This is a genomic window from Dyella thailandensis (assembly GCF_050749815.1).
Lineage (GTDB): Bacteria > Pseudomonadota > Gammaproteobacteria > Xanthomonadales > Rhodanobacteraceae > Dyella_A.
In genome coordinates, this window is sequence record NZ_CP192735.1 from 3,841,650 (window position 1) to 3,862,395 (window position 20,746).

Annotated in this window: 23 protein-coding genes; 17 read left to right on the forward strand and 6 right to left on the reverse strand. The window is 70.0% G+C overall.

Going from position 1 to position 20,746, the window contains the following annotated elements; genetic code table 11:
• Positions 1-15: 15 nt before the first annotated feature.
• From ACQVBX_RS17440 to ACQVBX_RS17460, 5 genes are all read left to right on the forward strand, one after another.
• On the forward strand, positions 16-708 hold the full coding sequence (locus tag ACQVBX_RS17440) for an aspartate/glutamate racemase family protein (RefSeq protein ID WP_431635722.1): 693 nt from the start codon (positions 16-18) through the stop codon (positions 706-708).
• Positions 709-802: 94 nt separating this feature from the next.
• Positions 803-2,425: a carboxylesterase/lipase family protein gene (locus tag ACQVBX_RS17445; RefSeq protein ID WP_431635723.1), complete on the forward strand. Its 1,623-nt coding sequence runs from the start codon at positions 803-805 to the stop codon at positions 2,423-2,425.
• A gap of 88 nt (positions 2,426-2,513) precedes the next feature.
• Complete coding sequence (locus ACQVBX_RS17450) at positions 2,514-4,187, forward strand: sensor domain-containing diguanylate cyclase (RefSeq protein WP_431635724.1); 1,674 nt, start codon at positions 2,514-2,516, stop codon at positions 4,185-4,187.
• Between the two features lie 67 nt (positions 4,188-4,254).
• On the forward strand, positions 4,255-4,764 hold the full coding sequence (locus ACQVBX_RS17455; RefSeq protein WP_431635725.1) for a DUF6630 family protein: 510 nt from the start codon (positions 4,255-4,257) through the stop codon (positions 4,762-4,764).
• A 5-nt stretch (positions 4,765-4,769) separates the two neighbouring features.
• Positions 4,770-5,861, forward strand: a complete 1,092-nt coding sequence (locus ACQVBX_RS17460; RefSeq protein ID WP_431635726.1) for an ArsO family NAD(P)H-dependent flavin-containing monooxygenase — start codon at positions 4,770-4,772, stop codon at positions 5,859-5,861.
• Position 5,862: 1 nt separating this feature from the next.
• Here the strand turns inward: ACQVBX_RS17460 and ACQVBX_RS17465 are convergent, their stop codons facing one another.
• The gene (locus ACQVBX_RS17465; RefSeq protein WP_431635727.1) at positions 5,863-6,141 is read right to left on the reverse strand and encodes a hypothetical protein; all 279 of its coding nucleotides are present in this window, start codon (positions 6,139-6,141) and stop codon (positions 5,863-5,865) included.
• A 178-nt stretch (positions 6,142-6,319) separates the two neighbouring features.
• Here ACQVBX_RS17465 and ACQVBX_RS17470 point away from each other — a divergent pair, with 178 nt between their 5' ends.
• A complete protein-coding gene (locus ACQVBX_RS17470; protein WP_431635729.1) occupies positions 6,320-7,657 on the forward strand; it encodes an amidohydrolase family protein in 1,338 nt (445 codons plus the stop codon).
• A 163-nt stretch (positions 7,658-7,820) separates the two neighbouring features.
• Positions 7,821-9,206, forward strand: a complete 1,386-nt coding sequence (locus ACQVBX_RS17475) for a cytochrome C (protein WP_431635730.1) — start codon at positions 7,821-7,823, stop codon at positions 9,204-9,206.
• Between the two features lie 46 nt (positions 9,207-9,252).
• Here ACQVBX_RS17475 and ACQVBX_RS17480 read toward each other — a convergent pair whose 3' ends face one another.
• A complete protein-coding gene (locus ACQVBX_RS17480; protein ID WP_431635731.1) occupies positions 9,253-10,014 on the reverse strand; it encodes an EAL domain-containing protein in 762 nt (253 codons plus the stop codon).
• Positions 10,015-10,157: 143 nt separating this feature from the next.
• On the opposite strand from ACQVBX_RS17480, the gene ACQVBX_RS17485 reads away from it, so the two are divergent.
• Positions 10,158-10,532 carry a YciI family protein gene (locus ACQVBX_RS17485; protein WP_431635732.1) on the forward strand — a complete coding sequence of 125 codons (375 nt, stop codon included), beginning with the start codon at positions 10,158-10,160 and terminating at the stop codon, positions 10,530-10,532.
• Between the two features lie 176 nt (positions 10,533-10,708).
• Here ACQVBX_RS17485 and ACQVBX_RS17490 read toward each other — a convergent pair whose 3' ends face one another.
• A complete protein-coding gene (locus tag ACQVBX_RS17490) occupies positions 10,709-11,569 on the reverse strand; it encodes an endonuclease/exonuclease/phosphatase family protein (RefSeq protein WP_431635733.1) in 861 nt (286 codons plus the stop codon).
• Positions 11,570-11,591: 22 nt separating this feature from the next.
• Positions 11,592-12,242 carry a bifunctional nicotinamidase/pyrazinamidase gene (gene pncA, locus ACQVBX_RS17495; RefSeq protein ID WP_431635734.1) on the reverse strand — a complete coding sequence of 217 codons (651 nt, stop codon included), beginning with the start codon at positions 12,240-12,242 and terminating at the stop codon, positions 11,592-11,594.
• Positions 12,243-12,443: 201 nt separating this feature from the next.
• On the opposite strand from pncA, the gene ACQVBX_RS17500 reads away from it, so the two are divergent.
• The 5 genes from ACQVBX_RS17500 (at position 12,444) to ACQVBX_RS17520 (ending at position 15,089) form a co-directional block, all read left to right on the forward strand.
• Complete coding sequence (locus ACQVBX_RS17500; RefSeq protein WP_431635735.1) at positions 12,444-13,166, forward strand: HAD family hydrolase; 723 nt, start codon at positions 12,444-12,446, stop codon at positions 13,164-13,166.
• A gap of 173 nt (positions 13,167-13,339) precedes the next feature.
• Complete coding sequence (locus ACQVBX_RS17505; RefSeq protein WP_431635736.1) at positions 13,340-13,795, forward strand: PA2169 family four-helix-bundle protein; 456 nt, start codon at positions 13,340-13,342, stop codon at positions 13,793-13,795.
• A 94-nt stretch (positions 13,796-13,889) separates the two neighbouring features.
• Complete coding sequence (locus tag ACQVBX_RS17510) at positions 13,890-14,372, forward strand: putative toxin-antitoxin system toxin component, PIN family (protein WP_431635737.1); 483 nt, start codon at positions 13,890-13,892, stop codon at positions 14,370-14,372.
• Positions 14,373-14,459: 87 nt separating this feature from the next.
• Positions 14,460-14,648 (forward strand): CPXCG motif-containing cysteine-rich protein, encoded by a 189-nt coding sequence (locus ACQVBX_RS17515; protein ID WP_431635738.1) that lies wholly within the window; start codon positions 14,460-14,462, stop codon positions 14,646-14,648.
• 48 nt (positions 14,649-14,696) lie between these two features.
• Entirely contained in the window at positions 14,697-15,089 is a 393-nt protein-coding gene (locus ACQVBX_RS17520) for a hypothetical protein (protein ID WP_431635739.1), read from the forward strand.
• Between the two features lie 10 nt (positions 15,090-15,099).
• Here the strand turns inward: ACQVBX_RS17520 and cls are convergent, their stop codons facing one another.
• Both cls and ACQVBX_RS17530 read right to left on the reverse strand, forming a co-directional pair.
• A complete protein-coding gene (gene cls / locus ACQVBX_RS17525) occupies positions 15,100-16,479 on the reverse strand; it encodes a cardiolipin synthase (RefSeq protein ID WP_431635740.1) in 1,380 nt (459 codons plus the stop codon).
• Position 16,480: 1 nt separating this feature from the next.
• Positions 16,481-17,410 (reverse strand): LysR family transcriptional regulator, encoded by a 930-nt coding sequence (locus ACQVBX_RS17530; protein WP_431635741.1) that lies wholly within the window; start codon positions 17,408-17,410, stop codon positions 16,481-16,483.
• Between the two features lie 99 nt (positions 17,411-17,509).
• On the opposite strand from ACQVBX_RS17530, the gene ACQVBX_RS17535 reads away from it, so the two are divergent.
• The 4 genes from ACQVBX_RS17535 to ACQVBX_RS17550 all read left to right on the forward strand — a co-directional run bounded on the left by ACQVBX_RS17535 (position 17,510) and on the right by ACQVBX_RS17550 (position 20,742).
• Positions 17,510-18,037 (forward strand): ester cyclase, encoded by a 528-nt coding sequence (locus tag ACQVBX_RS17535; protein WP_431635742.1) that lies wholly within the window; start codon positions 17,510-17,512, stop codon positions 18,035-18,037.
• A complete protein-coding gene (locus tag ACQVBX_RS17540) occupies positions 18,034-19,230 on the forward strand; it encodes an MFS transporter (RefSeq protein ID WP_431635743.1) in 1,197 nt (398 codons plus the stop codon). Before ACQVBX_RS17535 ends, ACQVBX_RS17540 begins: the two co-directional genes overlap by 4 nt.
• 124 nt (positions 19,231-19,354) lie before the next feature.
• A complete protein-coding gene (locus ACQVBX_RS17545; RefSeq protein ID WP_431635744.1) occupies positions 19,355-20,365 on the forward strand; it encodes a zinc-binding alcohol dehydrogenase family protein in 1,011 nt (336 codons plus the stop codon).
• An 86-nt stretch (positions 20,366-20,451) separates the two neighbouring features.
• The gene (locus ACQVBX_RS17550) at positions 20,452-20,742 is read left to right on the forward strand and encodes a hypothetical protein (RefSeq protein ID WP_431635745.1); all 291 of its coding nucleotides are present in this window, start codon (positions 20,452-20,454) and stop codon (positions 20,740-20,742) included.
• Positions 20,743-20,746 lie beyond the last annotated feature (4 nt).

Here is a 20,746-nt window from a genome sequence, read left to right on the forward strand (position 1 = left end):
GCGCACGAGGCAACCATGAAGACGATCGGCCTGCTCGGCGGCATGAGCTGGGAATCCACCATCCCGTACTACCGCTTGATCAACGAGGCAGTGAAGCAGCGCCTGGGCGGGCTGCATTCGGCGAAGCTGCTGCTGCACAGTGTCGACTTCGCGCAGATCGAGGCCTGCCAGCGCGCCGGCGACTGGGATGCGGCCGGTGCCCACCTGGCGCAGGCCGCGCGCGGCCTGCAGATGGCCGGTGCCGAGCTGCTGCTGATCGGTGCGAACACCATGCACAAGGTGGCGCCAGCGATCGAGGCGGCCATCGACATCCCGCTGCTGCACGTGGCCGATGCCACCGCGCAGGCGGTCCGCGCCTCGGGCATCGCACGGGTCGGGTTGCTCGGCACGCGCTTCACGATGGAGCAGGATTTCTATGTCGATCGCCTCGCCTCGCACGGGCTCGAGGTGCTGGTGCCGCCGCCGGCCGACCGCGAGGAGATCCATCGGGTGATCTATGCCGAGCTGTGCCAGGGACGATTCGAGGATGCCTCGCGCCGGGTGTTCCGCCGAGTGATGGCTGATCTGGTCGCCCGTGGCGTCGGCGGCATCATCCTGGGCTGCACCGAGATTGGCCTGCTGGTGGATGCAGGCGACGCCGCCGTGCCGCAGTTCGACACCACCCGCCTGCACGCGCTGGCGGCGGTGGAGGCGGCACTGGCCGACTGATCGGCGCGGTGGTGCGCCTGCCGCTCGTGGACACGTGGCTGACCTGCCACGGCTGGTCTAGGCTTGGCGCTTCGTTGCCGCCGGAGCCTGCGCCATGTCCTCCCCCGTTTCCATGCACCGTCTTGCCCGGCTCGCCGCGGCGCTGTTCGCACTGGCAGCCGCTGGCGCGGCCAGCGCGCAGGACGCCGCGCCGCAGGTGGCGGTAGCGGCGGGCACCCTGATCGGCAAGGCCGCGGCCGTCGACGGCGTGGCGCTGCACGAGTTCCTGGGCATCCCGTATGCCGCGCCGCCGCTCGGTCCGCTGCGCTGGAAGCCGCCGCAGCCGGCGGCGAGCTGGCAGAAGCCGCGCGAGGCGACCGCCTTCGGCCCGCGCTGCATGCAGCTGCCGCTGTTCGGCGACATGGTGTTCCGCTCGCGCGGCATGAGTGAGGACTGCCTGTATCTCAACGTGTGGACACCGGCCGCGCCGGCGCCGGCCAAGCGCCCGGTGCTGGTGTATTTCTACGGTGGCGGTTACGTGGCCGGTGATGGATCGGAGCCGCGCTACGACGGCGCCAGCATGGCCACGAAGGGGCTGGTCACGGTCACCGTGAACTATCGCCTGGGCGTGTTCGGCTTTCTCGCCGCGCCGGCGCTTTCGGCCGAATCGCCGCAGCACGCCAGCGGCAACTACGGCCTGCTCGACCAGGTGGCGGCGCTGCGCTGGGTGCGCGACAACATCGCGCGCTTCGGCGGCGATCCGGCGCACATCACGATTGCCGGCGAGTCGGCCGGCTCGATCTCGGTCAGCGCGCTGATGGCCTCGCCGCTCAGCCGCTCGTTGATTGCCGGAGCGATCGGCGAGAGCGGTGCGCTGATTGCCCCGATCGCCCCGCAACCGCATGCGGCCGCCGAAGCCACCGGCACGGCGTTCATGGCGCAACTGCACGCTGACTCGCTCGATGCGCTGCGCGCGCTGCCGGCGCCGGTGTTGATACAGGCGACCGATCCGAAGGCCAAGCCGGCGTTCGACTTCGCCCCCGACATCGACGGCCTGTTCCTCACCGAAGCGCCCGCCGAGACCTTCGCGCACGGCGACCAGGCGAAGGTGCCGCTGCTCGTGGGCGCCAATTCGCAGGAGGGGTTCTACCCGGCCATCCTGCACGATCGCCCGCCCACGCCGGGCAACTACCGCGCCGCGCTCGGCGCCCTGTTCGGCGACCGCGCGGACGAGGCGCTGCGGCTGTATCCCGGCGCCACCGCCGAGGAAGTGAAGCGCTCGGCCACCGCGCTGGCGGGCGACCTGTTCATCGCACACAGCACCTGGCGCTGGATGGACCTGCATCGGCATACCGGCGGCCAGAGCGTGTACTTCTACTACTACGCGCATCCGCGCCCGGCCAAGCGCGATCCCGCGCCGGGCGAGCAGCCGGACGCAGGCGCGGTGCACAGTGGCGAGATCGAGTACGCGCTGGGGAATCTCGATGGCAACCGGGTGTATGCCTGGACGCCGGTCGATCGCGCCGTCTCGCGCACCATGCAGGACTACTTCGCCCAGTTCGTGCGCAGCGGTGATCCCAACCAGGCCGGGCTGCCGACGTGGCCGGCGGTGCGCGACGAACACGGCGGCATCACCCGCCAGACTATCGATGCCGATACCCGCACCGAGATCGATCGCGGCGCCGCGCGGCAGGCGTTCCTGCGCGAGTTCCTGGCCGGTCATCAAAGCCCGCTGTGAGGTAGCGGTCATGCGCGCGGGCTGCATCACGTTGTGCTCAGGCAGGCGCATGGAAAATTCCACAGACGACAGCGACGGATAACCCGCCATGCCTGTGCCCCTGCCGGACAACGAACTGCAGCGCGTCGCCCGCCTGCGCAACCTGTCGGTGCTCGATACCGTGCCCGAGCCCTTGTTCGACGGGCTGGCCGAGGCGGCAGCCCTGGCGATCGGCGTACCGATGGCCGCCGTGAACCTGATCGACGCGCATCGCCAGTGGACCAAGGCCAGTGTCGGCCTGGAGACAGGCAAGAGCGATCCGCGCGAGGTGGCGTTCTGCTCGCACACCATTGTGGCGAGCGACCTGCTGGAAGTGCCCGATGCGCGGCGCGATGAGCGCTTCGCCAGCAACCCGGCGGTGACCTGCGAGGACGGCATCCGCTTCTACGTGGGCGCACCGATCACCCTCAGCGACGGCCTGTGCATGGGCGCGCTGTGCGCGCTGGACCGCAAGCCGCGCATGCTCTCCGAAGGACAGCGCGACGTGTTGCGCGCGCTCGCCCGTGCCGCCGCGCAGGCGCTGGAGATGCGCCTGGGCTCGCTGCGCCGCGAGGCGCTGCTCGATCGCATCGGCCAGCTCGCCAGCGTGGGCGGCTGGATGCTCGACCTCACCACCAACGAGCTCACCTGGACCGACGAAACCTGCCGCCTGCACGAGTTGGCGCCGGGCTATCGGCCGACCCTGGAGGAGGCGCTGGGCTTCTATCCGCCCGAGGCGCGGGTGCGCCTGCGCGGGGCAATCGATCGCGCGCGCAGCGAAGGCGGCAGCTGGGATCTGGAGCTGCCGCTGATCACCGCCGGCGGCCGCCGCATCTGGGTGCGCGCCCTGGGCAGCGTCGATTTCGGCGAGGACGGTCAGCCGTACCGGCTGGTCGGCGCAGTGCAGGACATCAGCATCCGCCGCCACGTCGTTAACGCGCTGGAGACCAGCGAGCGGCGCTTTCGCCAGCTGTTCCAGTACAGCCTGGGCCTGATCTGCACGCACGACCACGAAGGCGTGCTGCTGTCGGTGAATCCAGCGGCCGCGCGCGCGCTGGGCTACTCGGTCGGAGAGCTGCTGGGCCGCTCGCTCGCCGATTTCGTGCCGCCGGAACGTCAGCAGGGGTTTCGCGATTACCTGCTGCGCATCATCACCACCGGCACCGATGCCGGCGTGCTCGAACTGATCGCCAAGGACGGCAGCCGCCACATGTGGCAGTACCAGAACGTGCTCGACGACGAATCGGATGATCCGTACATCCTCGGGCACGCGCAGGACATCACCGAGCGGTTCCGGATGGAGCGCCAGCTGCGCAACCTCACCGTGCGCGATCCGCTCACCGGCTGCTTCAACCGGCGCTATCTCAACGAGCTGGAGGCCGAGCCGGATCGCCGCTGGGGCTGCATCACGGTGGATCTGGATCACTTCAAGCAGGTCAACGACACCTACGGCCACCAACGCGGCGACGAAGTGCTGGTGGACATGGCGCGCTTCCTGCAGCGCCACCTGCGCGACCGCGATGCAGTGGTGCGGCTGGGCGGCGACGAGTTTCTGCTGTTGCTGCGCAATGCCGACGAGGCGACCATCGCCGAGGTGCTCGGCCGCCTCGACGCCAGCCGCGCGACGGCGCCGATCGCCTTCACGCTGGGCTCGGCCACCTTCGGTGCGGGCATTTCGCTGGACGAGGGGCTGGCCGAGGCCGATCGCCGGCTCTACGCGCGCCGCGCTGCCGACCGCGGCTGAGCCGGCTTCCCCGGCGCGCGCGTTCGCGCCACCATGCGCGTCCCCGCTGCGCTACTGGACCACACCCATGCACGATTTCGACGACGACGATTTTGCCGAGGAGGCCGACGATTCGCTCGAGGCGCGGGTATGGCAGCTGCTGACGCTGATCAACCCCGGCGACGAGGACACCGCGCTGCGCCAGTTCGCCGCCTGGCGCGACGTGCAGGCCGAATCCGGTGAGAGCGCCGACCCGCTGGAAACCGTGGGCGAGGTGATCGACTGGACCTCGGGCTTTCGCGCCGACGATGCGCCCACCCTGGTGCAGGCGCTCAACGAGCTGGCCGCGCGCTGGAACCTGGCGATCGACTGGGACGGCGATCCCGACGACGAAGAGTTCTTCGACGAGCGCGATCTCCCCGACCTGCTCGCCACCGCCTACGACCGCCTGCTCGAACACGGCTACACCGTGTGGATCTACGAGAGCGCCAGCGCGGGCAGCGCCGGCTGGATCACCCTGAACCGCGATGCCGAGCCGCTGCGCGAGGTGGCCACGGCGCTGGGCATCAACCTGCGGCTGGCCAGCGAGGCAGGTTGATCGCGATGGCCGTAGCCGAGTCGACGCCGTCGAGCGAGCGCCTCGATGTGGTGGTGATCGGCGGCGGCCAGGCCGCGCTGGCCACCGCGTATTTCCTGCGCCGCAGCGGCCTTCGCTTCGTGTTGCTGGATGCCGAGGACGGCCCCGGCGGCGCATGGCGGCACGCCTGGGATTCGCTGCGGCTGTTCTCGCCCGCGGTGTGGAGTTCGATCGCCGGCCGCCCGATGCCGCCGGTGCGCCACGCCGACGGCAGCGACTACCCGACGCGCGACGACGTGCTCGCCTACCTGGCCGACTACGAGCGGCACTACGCGCTGCCCGTGCAGCGGCCGGTGTGGGTGGATGGAGTGCACGGCTCAGCCGATGGCCTGGAGGTCCGGGCGGGCGCGCGGCGCTGGACGGCGCGCGCCGTGGTCAGCGCCACGGGCACTTGGCGCCACCCGTTCGTGCCCGCGTACGAGGGCATGGACACCTTCACGGGCACCCAGCTGCACTCGGCGCACTACCGCTCGCCGCAGCCGTTCGCGGGGCAGCGCGTGCTGGTGGTGGGTGGCGGCAATTCCGGCGCACAGATCCATGCCGAGCTGTCGCAGGTGGCCGACTCCACCTGGGTCACGCTGGAGCCGCCGGCCTTTCTCGCCGACGAGGTGGACGGCCGCGTGCTGTTCGCCCGCGCCACCGAGCGCTGGAGGGCGCAGCAGGAAGGGCGCGCCATCGAGCAGCCGGTGGGCGGTCTCGGCGACATCGTGATGGTGCCGCCGGTGAAAGCTGCCCGCGCGCGGGGCGTGCTGCACGCAGTGCGTCCGTTCACGCGCTTCGTGGAGGACGGCGTGGAATGGCCGGACGACCGTCGCGAGCGCATCGATGCGGTGATCTGGTGCGCCGGTTTCCGTCCTGCGCTCGATCACCTTCGCCCGCTCGGCGTGGTGGAGGCCGACGATCGCGTGGCGGTGGCCGGCACGCGCAGCGTGGCCCAGCCGCGGCTGTGGCTGGTCGGTTACGGCGAGTGGACGGGCGCCGCCTCGGCCACCCTGATCGGCGTCACCCGCACGGCGCGCAGCACGGTGGCGGAGATCGCCGCGGCGTTGGCGTCCTGAGTCAGTCCGCGTCGGCCGGTGCCGCGTCGTCGTCGAAGCCGGTATAGCCCTCGGGAAACACCGGGGTGCCGTCGTCCTCCAGCCCGACGAGATCGTCCAGCGCCTTTGCCGCAGCCGCCTCGGCCACCTCCAGCTCGCGGAAGCTGCGGTTTTCGCAGATCGCGAAGTAGCTGGGAAAGCCGCCGGCGAGCGGCGTCACCGCGAGCCACGCGGTGTAGCGCGAGCCTTCGCGCGTCGCGCCGGAGCGGACGTGGTGACGATCGAGGGTGCGCTCGGCCATGGGTGGTCTCCGCAGTGGGGCGCGCAGTGTAGCGCGGGTCTCGTCGGCGCTTTCCGCAGAGCGCTGCGTTCCCGCTGAGGCTGCCGGCGGCGCGGTCGGATGGGGGCTGCGAAAGTCGCCATGCGCGGCGGCGCGGCCGCCGGTAGAGTCGCCGGGTCCTTCCCGTCTGGAGTCGCCGATGACCGTTCGCCTGCCGTCCCTCCGCTGCGCGCTGTGCGCTGCGCTGTCGTTCGCCCTCGCTGGGGCAAGCCTCGCCCAGGATGCGCCCGCCTCGGCGCCCGCACTCACCGCGGTGAAGGCCGCCCACTGGATCGACGCCGAGTCCGGCCGCGTGCGCGGTCCGGTGGTGGTGATCGTCCGCGGCGAGCGCATCGCCGAGGTGCGTGACGGTGATGCGGTGCCGGCCGGGGCGACGTTGATCGACCTGGGTGACGCCACCTTGCTGCCCGGCCTGATCGACGTGCACGTGCATCTCACCTCCGACCCCACCACCGGCACCGGCAACTACTACCAGGACGCGCTGACCCTGGGCGTGGTCGATGACGCGGTGATCGCACCGACGCTTGCCAAGCGCACGCTGGATGCCGGCTTCACCACCGTGCGCAACGTGGGCGCGCCGGGCTACGTGGACGTGGCCTTGCGCAACGCGATCGATCGCGGGCTGATCCCCGGCCCGCGCATGCTGGTGGCCACGGTGCCGATCGGCTCGACCGGCGGCCACGCGGACGACGACACCGGCTTTTCGTCGGACATCAGCTTCGCCGGCCCCAGCGGCGTGGCCGACGGCGTCGACGCGGTGCGCGCCCGCGTGCGCGAGGACGTCAAGCGCGGCGCCGACGTAATCAAGTTCATGGCCAGCGCCGGCGTGCTCAGCAACGAGACCTCGGTGGGCGCGCCGCAGTACAGCCAGGCGGAAATGGACGCGATCGTCGACGAGGCGCACCGCTGGGGCAAGAAGGTGGCCGCGCACGCGCACGGCGCCGAGGCGATCAACATGGCGATCCGCGCCGGGGTGGATTCGGTCGAGCACTGCAGCTTCATCGACGCCGAAGGCCTGAAGCTGGCCAAGGCGCGCGGCACCTATCTCGACTTCGACGTCTACAACGACGACTACATCCTCGCCGAGTACGCCAAGCTCGGCACGCCGCCGGCGCAGATCGCCAAGGAGAAGCTGGTGGGCCGCACCCAGCGCGAGAACTTCCGCAAGGCGGTGCAGGCTGGCGAGAAGATGGCCTTCGCCACCGACGCGGGCGTCTATCCGCATGGCTGGAACGCCAAGCAGTTCGCCAAGATGGTCGAGTGGGGCATGACGCCGATGCAGGCGATCCAGTCCGCCACCTGGAACGCTGCCGACCTGCTCGGCTGGCGCGATCGCGTGGGTGCGATCAAGCCGGGCCTGTACGCGGATCTCGTGGCGGTGAAGGGTGATCCGCTGAAGGACATCCGCACGCTCGAGCACGTCGACTTCGTGATGAAGGGCGGCCACGTCGACAAGGCCGACGGCATGGCGCACTGAGGGCTTCGCGCATGGCTGGCATCCGCGCCGGCCATGCGCCCAAGTCCGCAGGAAGCTGCGAACGTGCGCCACGCTTGACCACGGTCAAGGCTGGCAGCTCCTGGCGCGCCGATCCTCCGCGCAACGTCGCCGCAACGCGCGGCACGATGCCGGAGGAAACACCATGGATGTCTCGTCGTTGTTCCGATGGACGCCTGCCCGTCGCGCTGGCGTCGGTGCGACGCTGATCGCACTGAGCACGTTGAGCCTGGCCCTGCTCGCGCGCCGGGTGGATGCGGTGCCCTCGTTCGCACGCCAGACCCAGCTGCCGTGCTCGGCCTGCCACGTCGGTGGCTTCGGCCCGCAGCTCACCGCGTTCGGTCGTCAGTTCAAGCTGATGGGCTACACCATGAAGACCGGGAACGGCGCCAACGTGCCGCTGTCGGCGATGCTGGTGGAGTCGTTCACGCACACCGCCAAGGCGCAGGTCGATCCGCCCGCCGACGGCTTCAGTCGCAACGACAACACCGAGCTGCAGCAGGCCTCGGTGTTCCTCGCCGGCCGCCTGAGCCAGCACGTGGGCGTGTTCGCCCAAGCCACCTACTCGCAGAACGGCGGCCTGCTCGGCTGGGACAACCTGGACCTGCGCTACGCCAACAGCTTCAACGCCGGCAAGCACAACGCAATCTGGGGCGTCTCGCTCAACAACAACCCCACGGTCACCGATGTATTCAACACCGCGCCGGCGTGGCAGTACCCGTACATGGCCGCCGACCTCGCGCCCGGTGCGCCGGCGATGCCGATGCTGTTTGGCGGCCTGGGTGGCCAGGTGATTGGTGCCAACGCCTATCTGCAGCTCGACGGCACGTGGTACGGCGAGGTGGGCGCCTATCGCTCGCTGTCACCGGCCTTCCTGCGCAAGGTCAACGCCGACTTCGATGGCCGCCTCGCCTCGACCGCGCCGTACGCCCGACTCACCTACAGCTGGAACCTGCCAGCGGGCAACGTGGAGCTCGGCGGCTTCTACCTGCACGCCCGTCGCGGCCTGCCGGGAACCAACGCGGCGGGTTATGCGGTGGCCACGGCCGGTCCGTCCGATCGTTTCGACGATCTCGGTGTGGACGCCAGCTACCAGCGTGCCTTCGGCAGCGACCACCTGGTCACCCTCAACGCCCTGTATGTCGACGAGCGCCAGAAGCTCGACGCGACCTACGCCTCGGGCGGTTCGAGCAACCTCAACGGTCGCCTCGACGCGCTCAACCTGGACGGCAGCTACTGGTACCGCAATACCTGGGGCGCCACGCTGGACCTGTTCGCCGACAACGGCCGCAGCGATGCGACGCTCTACGGAGACGCGGGCAAGCCGGACACCCGCGGCGCCACGTTCGAGGCCGACTGGAATCCGTTCGGCCAGTCCAGCTCGTGGGAGGAGCCCTGGGCCAACGTGCGCGTGGGCCTGCAGTACACCTTCTACAGCCGCTTCGCCGGCCGCGTGCACAACGTGGATGGCGCCGGCCGCAGCGCCAGCGACAACAACACGACCTTCCTCTACCTGTGGCTGGCGATCTGAACCGGCATGCCGCCGCCGCCCGTGTGCGCGGGCGGCGGCGCTGTGCTCAATCGAGCACGCTCCAGTCCACCGCCGGCAGCGTCTCGAAGCCGGGCCGCGCGAACAGAAAGCCCTGGAACAGGCCGATGCCCATGCCGCGCAGCAGGACGAATTCGGCGGTGGTTTCCACGCCCTCGGCGATCACCTCTATGTTCAGCGCGCGGCACACGCCGAGGATGCCTTGCACGATCGCCTGGCGCACCGGGTCGCGGTCCACCGCGCGCACCAAGGCCATGTCCAGCTTGATGATGTCCGGCTGGAACTCGGCCAACAGGTTGAGGCCCGAATAGCCCGCGCCGAAGTCGTCGATGGCGGTCCGGAAGCCCTGCCGCTGGTACTCGCGGATGATGCTTTTCAGGTGCTCCTTGTCCACCAGCTCTTCGCTTTCAGTGATCTCGAAGATCAGCTGGCGGGTGGGGAAGTTGAAGCGCCGCGCTGCCTCCAGCGTGGCGCGGATGCACGTGGCGGCTTGGTACACCGCGTTGGGCAGGAAGTTGATGCTCACGTAGCAGTCGATGCCCAGCCGCGCCGCCAGTTCCACCGCCTTCACGCGGCAGGACTGGTCGAACACGTAGCGGTTGTCCTCGGTGATCTGCTGCAGGATCGGTGCCGCTCCCGTGCCGTCGCTGCCGCGCACTAGTGCCTCGTAGGCGAACACCCGGCGCTCGCGCACGTCGACGATCGGCTGGAACGCCATGGTGAAGGCGAACGGCAGCGGCTCGTGCGTCGTGCAGGCGTTGCAGGGTGGCAGGGGGCGATCGGAAGTCATGACGTCACGGAGCAAGGGATATGGGCGCACGCGCCGATGGCCGGCAGTGTGCCGCACGCGGGCCGGCGTGCGACACGGGGAGTATCGGTCGGCGGCCCTGCGGGCTTAGCATCGGCGTTCCCGCCACGGCCTACGGAGAGCGCATGAAGTTCTTGGTGATGATCTACAGCGACGACCAGTTGCTGGGCGAGCTGCCCTCGGGCCAGTTCGACCACATGATGCGCGGTTGCTTCATCCACGCCGACGAGCTCAAGGCCGAGGGCCACCTGATCGAATCGCAGCAGCTGGAGCACCCGGTCACCGCGCGCTCGGTGCGCGTACGCAACGGCAAGACCACGGTGTTCGACGGTCCGTTTGCCGAGACCAAGGAATACCTGGCCGGCTTCAACCTGATCGAGGCGGCGGACATGGACGAGGCGGTGCGCATCGCGCAGAGCTTTCCGTGGTCGCGCACCGGCTGCATCGAGGTGCGCCCGATCCGCGACATGGACGCGGTGCGCGAGCGCGTCGGCGCATAAGCGAACAGGGTTTGCGCCAGCGGCGCACGGGCGCCGATACAAAAAAGGCCGCGTCGAGTCGACGCGGCCAAGGGTTTGAACCGACCACTGCCATGGACGGAGCCGGTGTCGGAGGGGGGATCCGAAGCGGCCCGCGCACGATAGGCGGGTGGTGTCTCAGATCCCGGGACGCCAGCTCACGGCCGGCTTCCCTTCGGGTCGTTCCAGCGCAGCATGGCCAGCACCGGGAAATGGTCCGACGGATACACCGCGCCCTCGTGCACGGTGATCGTGTCGGCGCGCATCGCGGTGAAGCCGCGGGTGAGGATCCAGTCGATGCGCTGGTCCGGTGTGCCGGTGAAGTTGTGGAAGGTCTTGTCCGGGCCGGCGTGCTCCGGCGCGCTGGTGCGCGCATCCGTGAGCAGGCCGGTGAGCAGGGCATGCGCGTGGCTGGCCGGCGAGGTGTTGAAGTCGCCGGTGAGCACGATCGGCACGTTCTTCGGCAAGGCCTCCAGCCGGTCCAGGATCTCCTTCGCGCCCTTGCTGCGCGCGTCCTCGTCCTGGTCGCGATAGGGCAGGTGGGTGTTGAAGAAGTAGAAGCGCCGGCCGTCGGCTTTGCGCTCGAACAACGCCCAGGTGACCATCCGCGGGAACGGGTGCCCCCAGCTGATGCTGCCGGGCACGTCGGGCGTATCGGACAGCCAGAAGTTGCCCGACGTGATTACCTTCAGCCGGTCGCTGCGGTAGAACACGCCCATGTGTTCGTCGCCGTCGCCGCCGCGGCGGCCTTCGCCGAACCAGGCGTAGTGCGGCAGCTTGGCCACCACGTAGTCGCCCTGTTCCTTGTGGAGCTCCTGGGTGCCGAACACGTCCGGATCGGCGTCGCGCACGGTGCGCACGAACAGCTCGCGGCGGTTCTCCCACACGTTGACGCCATCGGGCGAGGGTGTGCGTACGTTGAAGGTCATTACCCGCAGCGGGGCGACCGGGGCGGCGGACGCGGTGAAGGCGAGCGCCAGTGCGAGGGTGGCGAGCAGCCAGCGAAGAGGAGTGCGCATCGGGAAGCTCCTTGGGGGGAAGTCAGTCGAACAGCACCGCGGGGTCGGCGAGGGCGATGCCCTCACGCGCCAGCGCGGCCCGGGTGGGCGCATCGCCGGCCGGCGTCACCGGTCGGCACAGGTCCCACAGCACATGGGTGCGAAAGCCCAGCCGCGCGGCGTCCTGCGCACTCCACAGCACGCAGACGTCGCGCGCCAGGCCGCACAGGTACACCGCCTCCACGCGGCGCTCGCGCAGCCAGCCGGCCAGCGCGGTCGGTGGGCGCGTGCCGCCCGGGCCGTGGTTTTCCTGGAAGGCGCTGTAGGAGTCCACGTGCGGATCGCTGCCCTTGCGGATCGTCACGTCCACGCTCGACCAGTCCACCGCCGGATGCAGCGCGGCGCCCGGCGTGCCTTGCACGCAGTGCTCCGGCCACAGCGTCTGCGGCTGGCCGTGCAGGTCGATCTGCTCGAACGGGGCGCGGCCGGGGTGCGAGCTGGCGAAGGAAACGTGGCCGGCCGGGTGCCAGTCCTGCGTGGCCACCACGTGACCGAAGCGGCGCGCGCGCAGCAGCGCGTCGATCGCCGGCACGATCGCGTCGCCCTCGTGGCAGGCCAGCGCGCCGCCGGGCATGAAATCCGGCTGCAGGTCGATCACGATCAGGGCGGCGTGGCGCAGGTCGATGCTGGGCATGCGGGTCGGGCGTGAGGGGAGGGCGTTCGATGATGCCTCGTCACCGCCCATCGAAGCGAGTGCGAGAATACGGCCCCCGCGTGGCGCCCATCGCTTGCGATGATGCCGCTCGATGGCGCACCGGCGCCGATGGAAGCGTCCCGGCCCGGCCACGCGCCCGCGCTGCATCACTCCTTTTTCTGCACAGGCACAGGTCTTTTCATGATCAAGATGATCGGTTTCGACGGCGACGACACGCTCTGGCACAGCGAGGGCTATTACCAGGCGGCGAGCGCCGCATTCGCCGACATCGTGGGGCGCTACGTCGACCTCGGCGACCGCGGCGTGCACGACGACATGCTCGCCACCGAGCGGCGCAACCTCGCGCTGTTCGGCTACGGCGCCAAGGGCATGACGCTGTCGATGGTGGAAACCGCCATCGCGGTCACCGACGGGCGCATCTCGGCGGCGGACATCCATCGTCTGGTGGAGATCGGCAAGGGCGTGCTGCGCCACCCGGTGGAACTGCTGCCGGGCATCCGCGCTGCGGTGGAGGCGGTGGGGCGCGAGTTTCCGCTGGTGCTGATCACCAAGGGTGACCTGTTCCACCAGGAGCAGAAGGTGGAGCAGTCGGGGCTGTCGGACCTGTTCCGCCGTATCGAGATCGTGTCGGAGAAGCACGAGCGCACCTATCGGCGGCTGTTCGAGGAGTTCGCCATCGCGCCGGAGCAGTTCCTGATGGTGGGCAACTCGCTGCGCTCGGACATCGAGCCGGTGGTGCGCCTGGGCGGCTGGGGCGTGCACGTGCCGTACCACGTGACCTGGAGTCACGAGCTCGATCACGGCCTAGAGCCGGGTCACGGGCATGTCGCCACGGTGGAGGCTCCCGAGCAGATTCCGCAGGCGATTGCCGCGCTCGCAACTACGGCCGCCACGGGAGCCTGAACGCGGTTCAGCAGCGTGAGCGCGCGGGCGCTCTGCGGTCACATCGATGAAGATCGCGCAGCCAAGGTTTTCACGCGTTCGGGCGAGTGTGGTGGGCAGCATGATGTGCAGCGAATGCCGGTTCGCTCGGCGCATCTCCCCGCGCTGTCCCCCAATTAACCGAGGAGCTCCCCATGAGCCGTACCGACCATGACGTGAAGGTTCTCAACGACCTCATCGAAACCACCATCGACAGCGCCAACGGCTACGAGGAAGCCGCCAAAGACGCCGAAAACACCCGCTTCGCCGGCACCTTTGCCAGCCGCGCGCAGGAACGCTCGCAGGTCACCAGCCAGCTGCAACGCCAAGTGCGCATGCTCGGTGCCGAGCCGGAGGACGACGGCTCCGTGCTGGCCAAGGCGCATCGCATGTTCGTCAACCTGCGCAAGTCGCTGAGCTCCGGCGACACCGCGGTGGTCGACGAGGTAGAGCGTGGCGAGGACCACATCAAGGCGAAGTTCGAGGATGCGCTGAAGGACGACCAGCTGTCGCCGCCGACCCGCTCGGTGATCATGCAGGCCTACGTGTCGGTGAAGACCGGCCACGACCAGATGCGTGATCTCAAGCAGGCTCTGCACCACCAGCACTGACCGAGCGGCGCCGGACCGGCGCAGCGGCCCCGTTCGAACGGGGCCGCTCTCGTATGGGCTACAGTGCGTGCGCTTTTTCCACCGGCGATGCCGTATGCCTGCTGCAGCCCACGACGGCGTTCCGCGCGTCGTGCTCGACACCAACGTCTGTCTTGACCTCTTCCTGTTCCGCGACGCGGCCTGCGCGCCGCTGGCCGGAGCGCTGGCCGACGGTCGCGTGCGGGCGGTGGTCGATGCGGCCTGCCGCGAGGAATGGCTGCGCGTGCTGCACTACCCCAGCGTGCCGATCCGTCCGGAACAGCGCGCGGAACTGCGCGAGCGTTTCGATGCGGCCATGCTGACGCTGCCCGGCCCGACTGCCCCGGCCGACCTCCCGCTGCTGCCCACCTGCCGCGACCCGGACGACCAAAAGTTTCTCGAACTGGCGCAGGCCAGCGGCGCGCAGTGGCTGATCAGCAAGGACCGTGACCTGCTCAAGCTGGCCCGGCGCACCCGCAAGGCCGGCCTGTTCCTGATCCTCAAGCCGGAGCAGTGGTCGCCGGCGCTGATCGGTCGCGCGCTACTGCCGGGCGGCTGAGCACCGCGCGCATGCGGCGGCCTGGACGTGGGGCCGGGCGTGCGGGTGTGCTTCAATCACGGCCCCTCCCTGCCACGAGCCGCCGCCATGCTGGATACCGTGCTGATCGACTGCCCCTACTGCGGCGAGGCGATCGAGATCTATGTCGAGCCGGCCGAGGAGTCGCATCGCTACGTCGAGGACTGCTCGGTGTGCTGCCGCCCGATCACCATTGCCGTGCAGGTGGATCTAGACGGCGCAATGAGCGTGAGCGCCAGCTCCCAGGACGACGTATGAACGCCATGGCGGTCGCATCGTTCCTCCCCGCCCGTCGCGGAGCGCACCATGCCGTATGACCAGTCCTGGATGGGCTACGGCTTCGTCGGCGGCCTGCAGGCCGGGGCGATCAGCGCAGTCGCCGGCGCGTTGCTGCTCGTGCTGTTTCATGCGCTGGGCCGACGCGGCGGCTGGAGCGAGGCGAAGAAGATCGGCTGGGCCTACCTGCTGGCGCTGTTGCTCAGCGGCGGCGGCGATCTGGGCAACCTGTTCTACTTCAATTTCGCCCAGTTGCAGTCGCTGCAGCTGCTGCGCGCCAAGCTCGCCGAGGTGCACGACCCGGACAACCTCGGCACGCGCGCGTTCTGCGAGATGGTAGGCGTGGCGGTGGGCATCTTCGCGGCGTGGATCGTGATCCACTGGCTGGCGCAGCGCCGCGCCAGGGATGAGCGCGCAGGCTAGCGAGGTTTCGCTAAAGAATCGGATCGAACAGCCGCGCCACGTGCATTGCCACGCGGCGCAGGTAGGGCGCGTCGTCGTACTCGTGCGCGTCGATCGCGCGGCAGCGTGCGAAGTCGTCGCGCAGCATCGCCTCCACGTCGGCGGCGAAGGCCTCGCCCACCGCCAGTGCGGTGATCTCGAAGTTGAGCCGGAACGAGCGGCTGTCCAGATTCATGCTGCCGATGGCCGCCGTGTGGTCGTCCACCAGCACCGCCTTCTGGTGCAGGAAGCCCGGCTGGTAGCGATAGATGCCGATGCCGCGCTGGATCGCCTCGTGCGCGTGCAAGGTGGAGGCGAGAAACACGCCGCGGTGGTCCGGTCGCGCCGGGATCATCACGCGCACGTCCACTCCGCGCAGCACCGCCAGTTGCAGCGCCGACAGCACGGCGTTGTCCGGCACGAAATACGGCGTGCTCAGCCACACCCGCTGGCGCGCCGCGTGGATCAGCGCGGTGAAGCACAGCGAGCCGGTTTCCTGGTCGTCCGCCGGCCCGGTGGTCAGCACCAGCACGCTGGCCGTGCCCTGCTCGGCGATCGGCCCGGCGGGCGGCAGTGTGGTGCCGGTGCTCCAGTGCCAGTCTTCGGCGAAAGCGCGGCGCAGGTCGGCCACGGCCGGGCCGCGCAGTTCCAGCTGGGTATCGCGCCAGGGCGACAGCGGCAGCCGTCCGCCGAGGTATTCGTCGCCCACGTTGAGGCCGCCGACGAAGCCGCAGGCGTCGTCCACCACCACCAGCTTGCGGTGGTTGCGGAAGTTCAGCTGGAAGCGGTTGCGCCAGCGGCGCCCGGCAAAGGCCTGCACCTGCACGCCGCCGCGGCGCAGCGCGTCGACGTAGGCTGGCGGCAGGTCGTGGCTGCCGATGTTGTCGTACAGCAGATGCACCCGCACGCCCGCGGCCGCGCGCTCCAGCAGCAACTGCTGCAGGCGGCGGCCGATGACGTCGTCGTGGATGATGAAGAACTGCACCAGTACGTCGCGGCGGGCCTGCGCGATGGCCTCGAACATCGCCTCAAAGGCGGCCTGCCCATCGATGAGCAGACGCAGCGCATGACCGCGCTGGAACGGCCGGCCGGCCAGCGCGGCCAGCGCATCCAGCCGCACGCAGGCCGGATGCGCCTCGGCCGAGGCGAGGATGCCGGCGCTGCGTCGTCGCGGCGCCGGCGCGTAGCCGTGCACGTGGCTCGATCCCAGGTACAGGTACGGCACCAGGGTGAGATACGGCAGCAGCACCAGGCCCAGCGCCCAGGCCATCGCGCCCTGCGGCGTGCGCGCGTGGACCACCGCGTGCATGGCGGCGAGCGTGCCCAGCGCGTGCAGACAGAGGGCGGCGAGGGCGATCAGGTCGGCGAGCATGTCAGCGCATCGCCTGGCGCACGGTGTCGAGCACGACGGCCTCGTGCTGCTGCAGGCGCTCGTGCAGGAAGTCCACGAACAGCCGGATGCGCGCGGGCAGGAAGCGCCGGCTGGGATAGATCGCGTGGATGTTCGCGTCCGGCGTGGCGATGTCGGCCAGCAGCGGCACCAGACGCCCGGCGCGCACGTCGGCGGCGATGTCCCACGCCGACTTGAAGGTGAGCCCGTAGCCGTCCACCGCCAACTGGCGCAGCAGGTCGCCGCTGTCGCAGGTGATCGCCGCCTCGATGCGCAGGGCTTGCGGACCCTCGGGGGTCTGCAGCGTCCACGGCAGGATGCCGCGGCCGGGGCGATGCAGCATCAGGCAGGCGTGGCCGGCCAGGTCGTCGGCGTGGGCCGGGCGGCCGTGTCTGGCCAGATACGCCGGCGCGGCGCAGACCACGCGATGGTTCAGTGCCAGGCGTCGCGAGACCAGTCGCGAATCGGCCAATGCGCCGCTGCGGATGGCCACGTCCACGCCGTGCTCGAACAGATCCAGCGTGGCGTCGGACACGCTGATGCGCAGGCGCAACTTGGGGTGCTGCGCCGCGAACTCGGCCGCCAGCGGTGCGATCCACTGCCGCCCGAGATCGGCCGGTGCGGCCACGTGCAGCAGGCCGCGGGCGTCCATCTGGCCGGCGCCGAGGCTGGCGTGGGCCTCGTCCAGGTCGGCCAGGATCGCGACGCAGCGCTCGTAGTAGGCGGCGCCCTCGTCGGTCAGCGTGAGCCGGCGCGAACTACGCTGGAGCAGGCGTACGCCGAGCGCCTGTTCCAGGCGGCTCAGCCGCTTGCTGGCCGCCGCCGGCGACAGCCCGAGCTCACGCCCGGCGGCCGACAGGCTGCCGTCGGCGACCGCGCGGACGAACAATTGCATCGCGTCGAGATCGACCATCTTCAACTCTGGGGAAAAGATGCTTGCCTCATTGGGCCAATTATCGTCGCCCACGGCAAGGTTCACGATGCGCGCTCCGCTTTCCCCAGGAGCCCTGCAATGTCCCTCGTTCCCTTGCTTGCCTCGGCCATGGTGGCCTGGTCGGCGCCATCGGCCGCTCCGGCGGCGTCGAGCGCACCTGCGCAGATCACCGTCGCCGCGGTGGCCGCCCCCGCTCAGCGCGAGACGCTGACCACCGCCGCGCGGCGCTACGCCAGTTTCTGGAACACCGGCGACGAGGCGCTGGCCCGGCAGGCGCTGGCGCCGGACTTTGTCGATCGCACGCTGCCGCCGGGCCGCGCGCAAGGCGTGCAGGGCGCGCTCGACGCCTCGCGCACGTTCCGCGCTGCGGTGCCGGATCTGAGCTGTGCGGTGGAGCAGCTGATCGTGGCCGGTGACCGCGTCGTGGCGCACCTGCATTTCCGCGGCCACTTCAGCGGCCGCTTCGCGGGCCGGCAGGGGCGCGGCCAGTCGGTGGATTTCATCGCCACCGACATCTACCGCGTCGCCGGTGGGCGCATCGCCGAGAACTGGCACATCGAGGACAACCTCACCTTGCTGACCCAGCTCGGCGTGGTGACGCCATGAGCCGGCCCGCGTCGCGACTGGCGTTGTTCGCACTGGCGGTGGCGGCCTTCGCCATCGGCACCACCGAGTTCGTGATCATGGGCCTGCTGCCGGAAGTGGCCGCCGACCTGCACGTGGGCATCCCGGCGGCGGGACTGCTGGTGTCGGGCTACGCGCTGGGCGTGGCCGCGGGCGCGCCGCTGCTGGCGATGCTCACGGCGCGCATGGAGCGTCGCCACGCGCTGCTGCTTCTGCTGGGCCTGTTCATCGCCGGCAACGCGTTGTGTGCGATCGCGCCCAGCTACCCGGTGTTGATGCTCGCGCGCGTGCTCGCGGCGTTCTGCCATGGCTCGTTCTTCGGTATTGGCGCGGTGGTGGCGGCGCATGTGGTTCCGCGCGAGCAGCGCGCGCAGGCGATCGCGCTGATGTTCGCCGGGCTGACCCTGGCCAACGTGCTGGGCGTGCCGTTCGGTACGTTCCTCGGCCAGTGGGCCGGCTGGCGCTCGACCTTTGCCGCGGTGACCGGGCTCGGGGTGCTAGCGGCGATCGCGGTGTGGCGCTACGTGCCGCCACTGCCGGATCTGGTGGCGCCGCAGCTGCGTCGTGAGCTGCGCGTGCTGCGTGATCCGCAGGTGCTGCGCGCCCTGGCGATGACGGTGCTGGGCTTCGGCGGCGTGTTCACGGTGTTTACCTACATCGCGCCGATCCTGCAGCAGCAGGCGCACGTCAGCGTGGCCGCTACCGGCTGGGTGCTGGTGCTGTTCGGCGCCGGCACCACGCTGGGCAACCTGCTCGGTGGACGGCTCGCCGACTGGCGCCTGATGCCCGCGCTGATCGGCATCCTCGCCGTGCTGGCGCTGGTGCTGCTGGGCTTCGCCTGGACCATGCAGCACACGGTGGCGGCGATCGTCACGGTGTTCGTGTGGGGCGTGGCTGCGTTCGCCACCGTGCCGCCGCTGCAGATGCGCGTGGTGCAGCAGGCCGGCGAGGCACCCAACCTCGCCTCCACGCTCAACATCGCCGCGTTCAACCTGGGCAATGCGCTGGGTGCCCTGCTCGGTGGCGCGGTGATTGCGGCGGGGTTCGGCCTGCCGGCGGTGAGCCTGGCTGGTGCGGCGGTGGCGGCGCTGGGGCTGGCGGTTACTGTCTGGAGCCGGGCCTGCACGGGCCCGGCCCCGGCTTATGTCGGTGTGTCGGCGCAAGAGCCCGGCTGAGGCGCGCCGCCGCTCGTCACTCTCTACCCACGGCGCACGCGCGCAGGCTGGTGCTCGCCGGTCTTCGTCGCCTCGCTGCGCTAGCCTGTTCTTCCCCATTCGATCTGCCCCATCGGAGCTGCCCATGAAAGCCGTCGCCTACCGCCAGTCGCTGCCCATCGACGATCCGCACAGCCTGCTCGACGTGGTGTTGCCCGATCCGACGGCGCCGACCGGACGCGACCTGCTGGTGCGCGTGCAGGCGGTGTCGGTCAATCCGGTGGATACCAAGATCCGCCGCAACGTCGATCCTGCCGGCGCCGACAAGGTGCTGGGCTGGGATGCCGCCGGCACGGTGGTGGCGGCCGGGCCGGAGGCGACGCTGTTCAAGCCCGGCGACGCGGTGTTCTACGCCGGCGCAATCGATCGCCCCGGCAGCAACGCCGAGCTGCAGTTGGTGGACGAGCGCATCGTGGGACGCAAGCCGACCACGCTGGATTTCGCACAGGCCGCAGCGCTGCCGCTGACCACCATTACCGCGTGGGAGCTGCTGTTCGACCGGCTCGGCGTGGCGCGCGGCGACCAGCACAAGACCTTGCTGGTGGTCGGCGCGGCCGGCGGCGTGGGTTCGATGGCGGTGCAGATCGCACGCAAGCTCACCGGGCTTACAGTGATCGGTACCGCCTCTCGCCCCGAGACCCAGACCTGGGTGGGCGAGCTGGGTGCGCATCATGTAGTGGATCACCGTGCCGGCCTGCTTGAGCCGGTGCGCGCCGTGGCGCCGGACGGCGTCGACTACGTGATGAGCCTGACCCACACCGAACAGCACTACGAGGCGCTGGTGGAGTTGCTCAACCCGCAGGGCAAACTGGGCCTGATCGACGACCCGGCCACGCCGATCGACATTCGCGCGCTCAAGCGTAAGAGCATCTCGCTGCACTGGGAGTTCATGTACACGCGCTCGCTGTTTCACACCGCGGACATGCTGGCGCAGCACCGCCTGCTGCAGGAGGTCGCCGACCTTGTCGACGCCGGCGCGCTGCGCGGCACCCAGCGCGAGCACTACGGCACGATCAACGCCGCCAACCTGCGCCGTGCCCACGCGCAGCTGGAGAGCGGCAGCACCATCGGCAAGATCGTGCTGGAAGGATTCTGAGCGGGCGCGTTGCAACCGTTTTTCGCCGAGCTGCATCTGACGTGACGTGGCGCCGAACCGGGCGCCGTTGTCGAAGGAGTGCGCCGATGGTCACGTTCGCCGTTCTTGCCCTGGTGGTGGGCATCCTGTGGCTGGCTGCCAGCCTGGTGGGATTCGTCTTCAAGCTGACCTTCGCCGTGGTCGGCAGCCTGGTCGGCCTGCTGGCCGGCATGGCCGGGTTGCTGGTCGGCGGTGTGTTGCTGCTGTTGCTGGCGCCGGTGCTCGCCCTGGCGCTGCTGCCGCTGGCGATGCCGGCGCTGATCGTGATGGCGCTGGTCTGGCTGGTGGTGCGGGCGACGCGTGGAGCATCCTCGACTCCGGTGATGACGGCCCGCTGAGCCC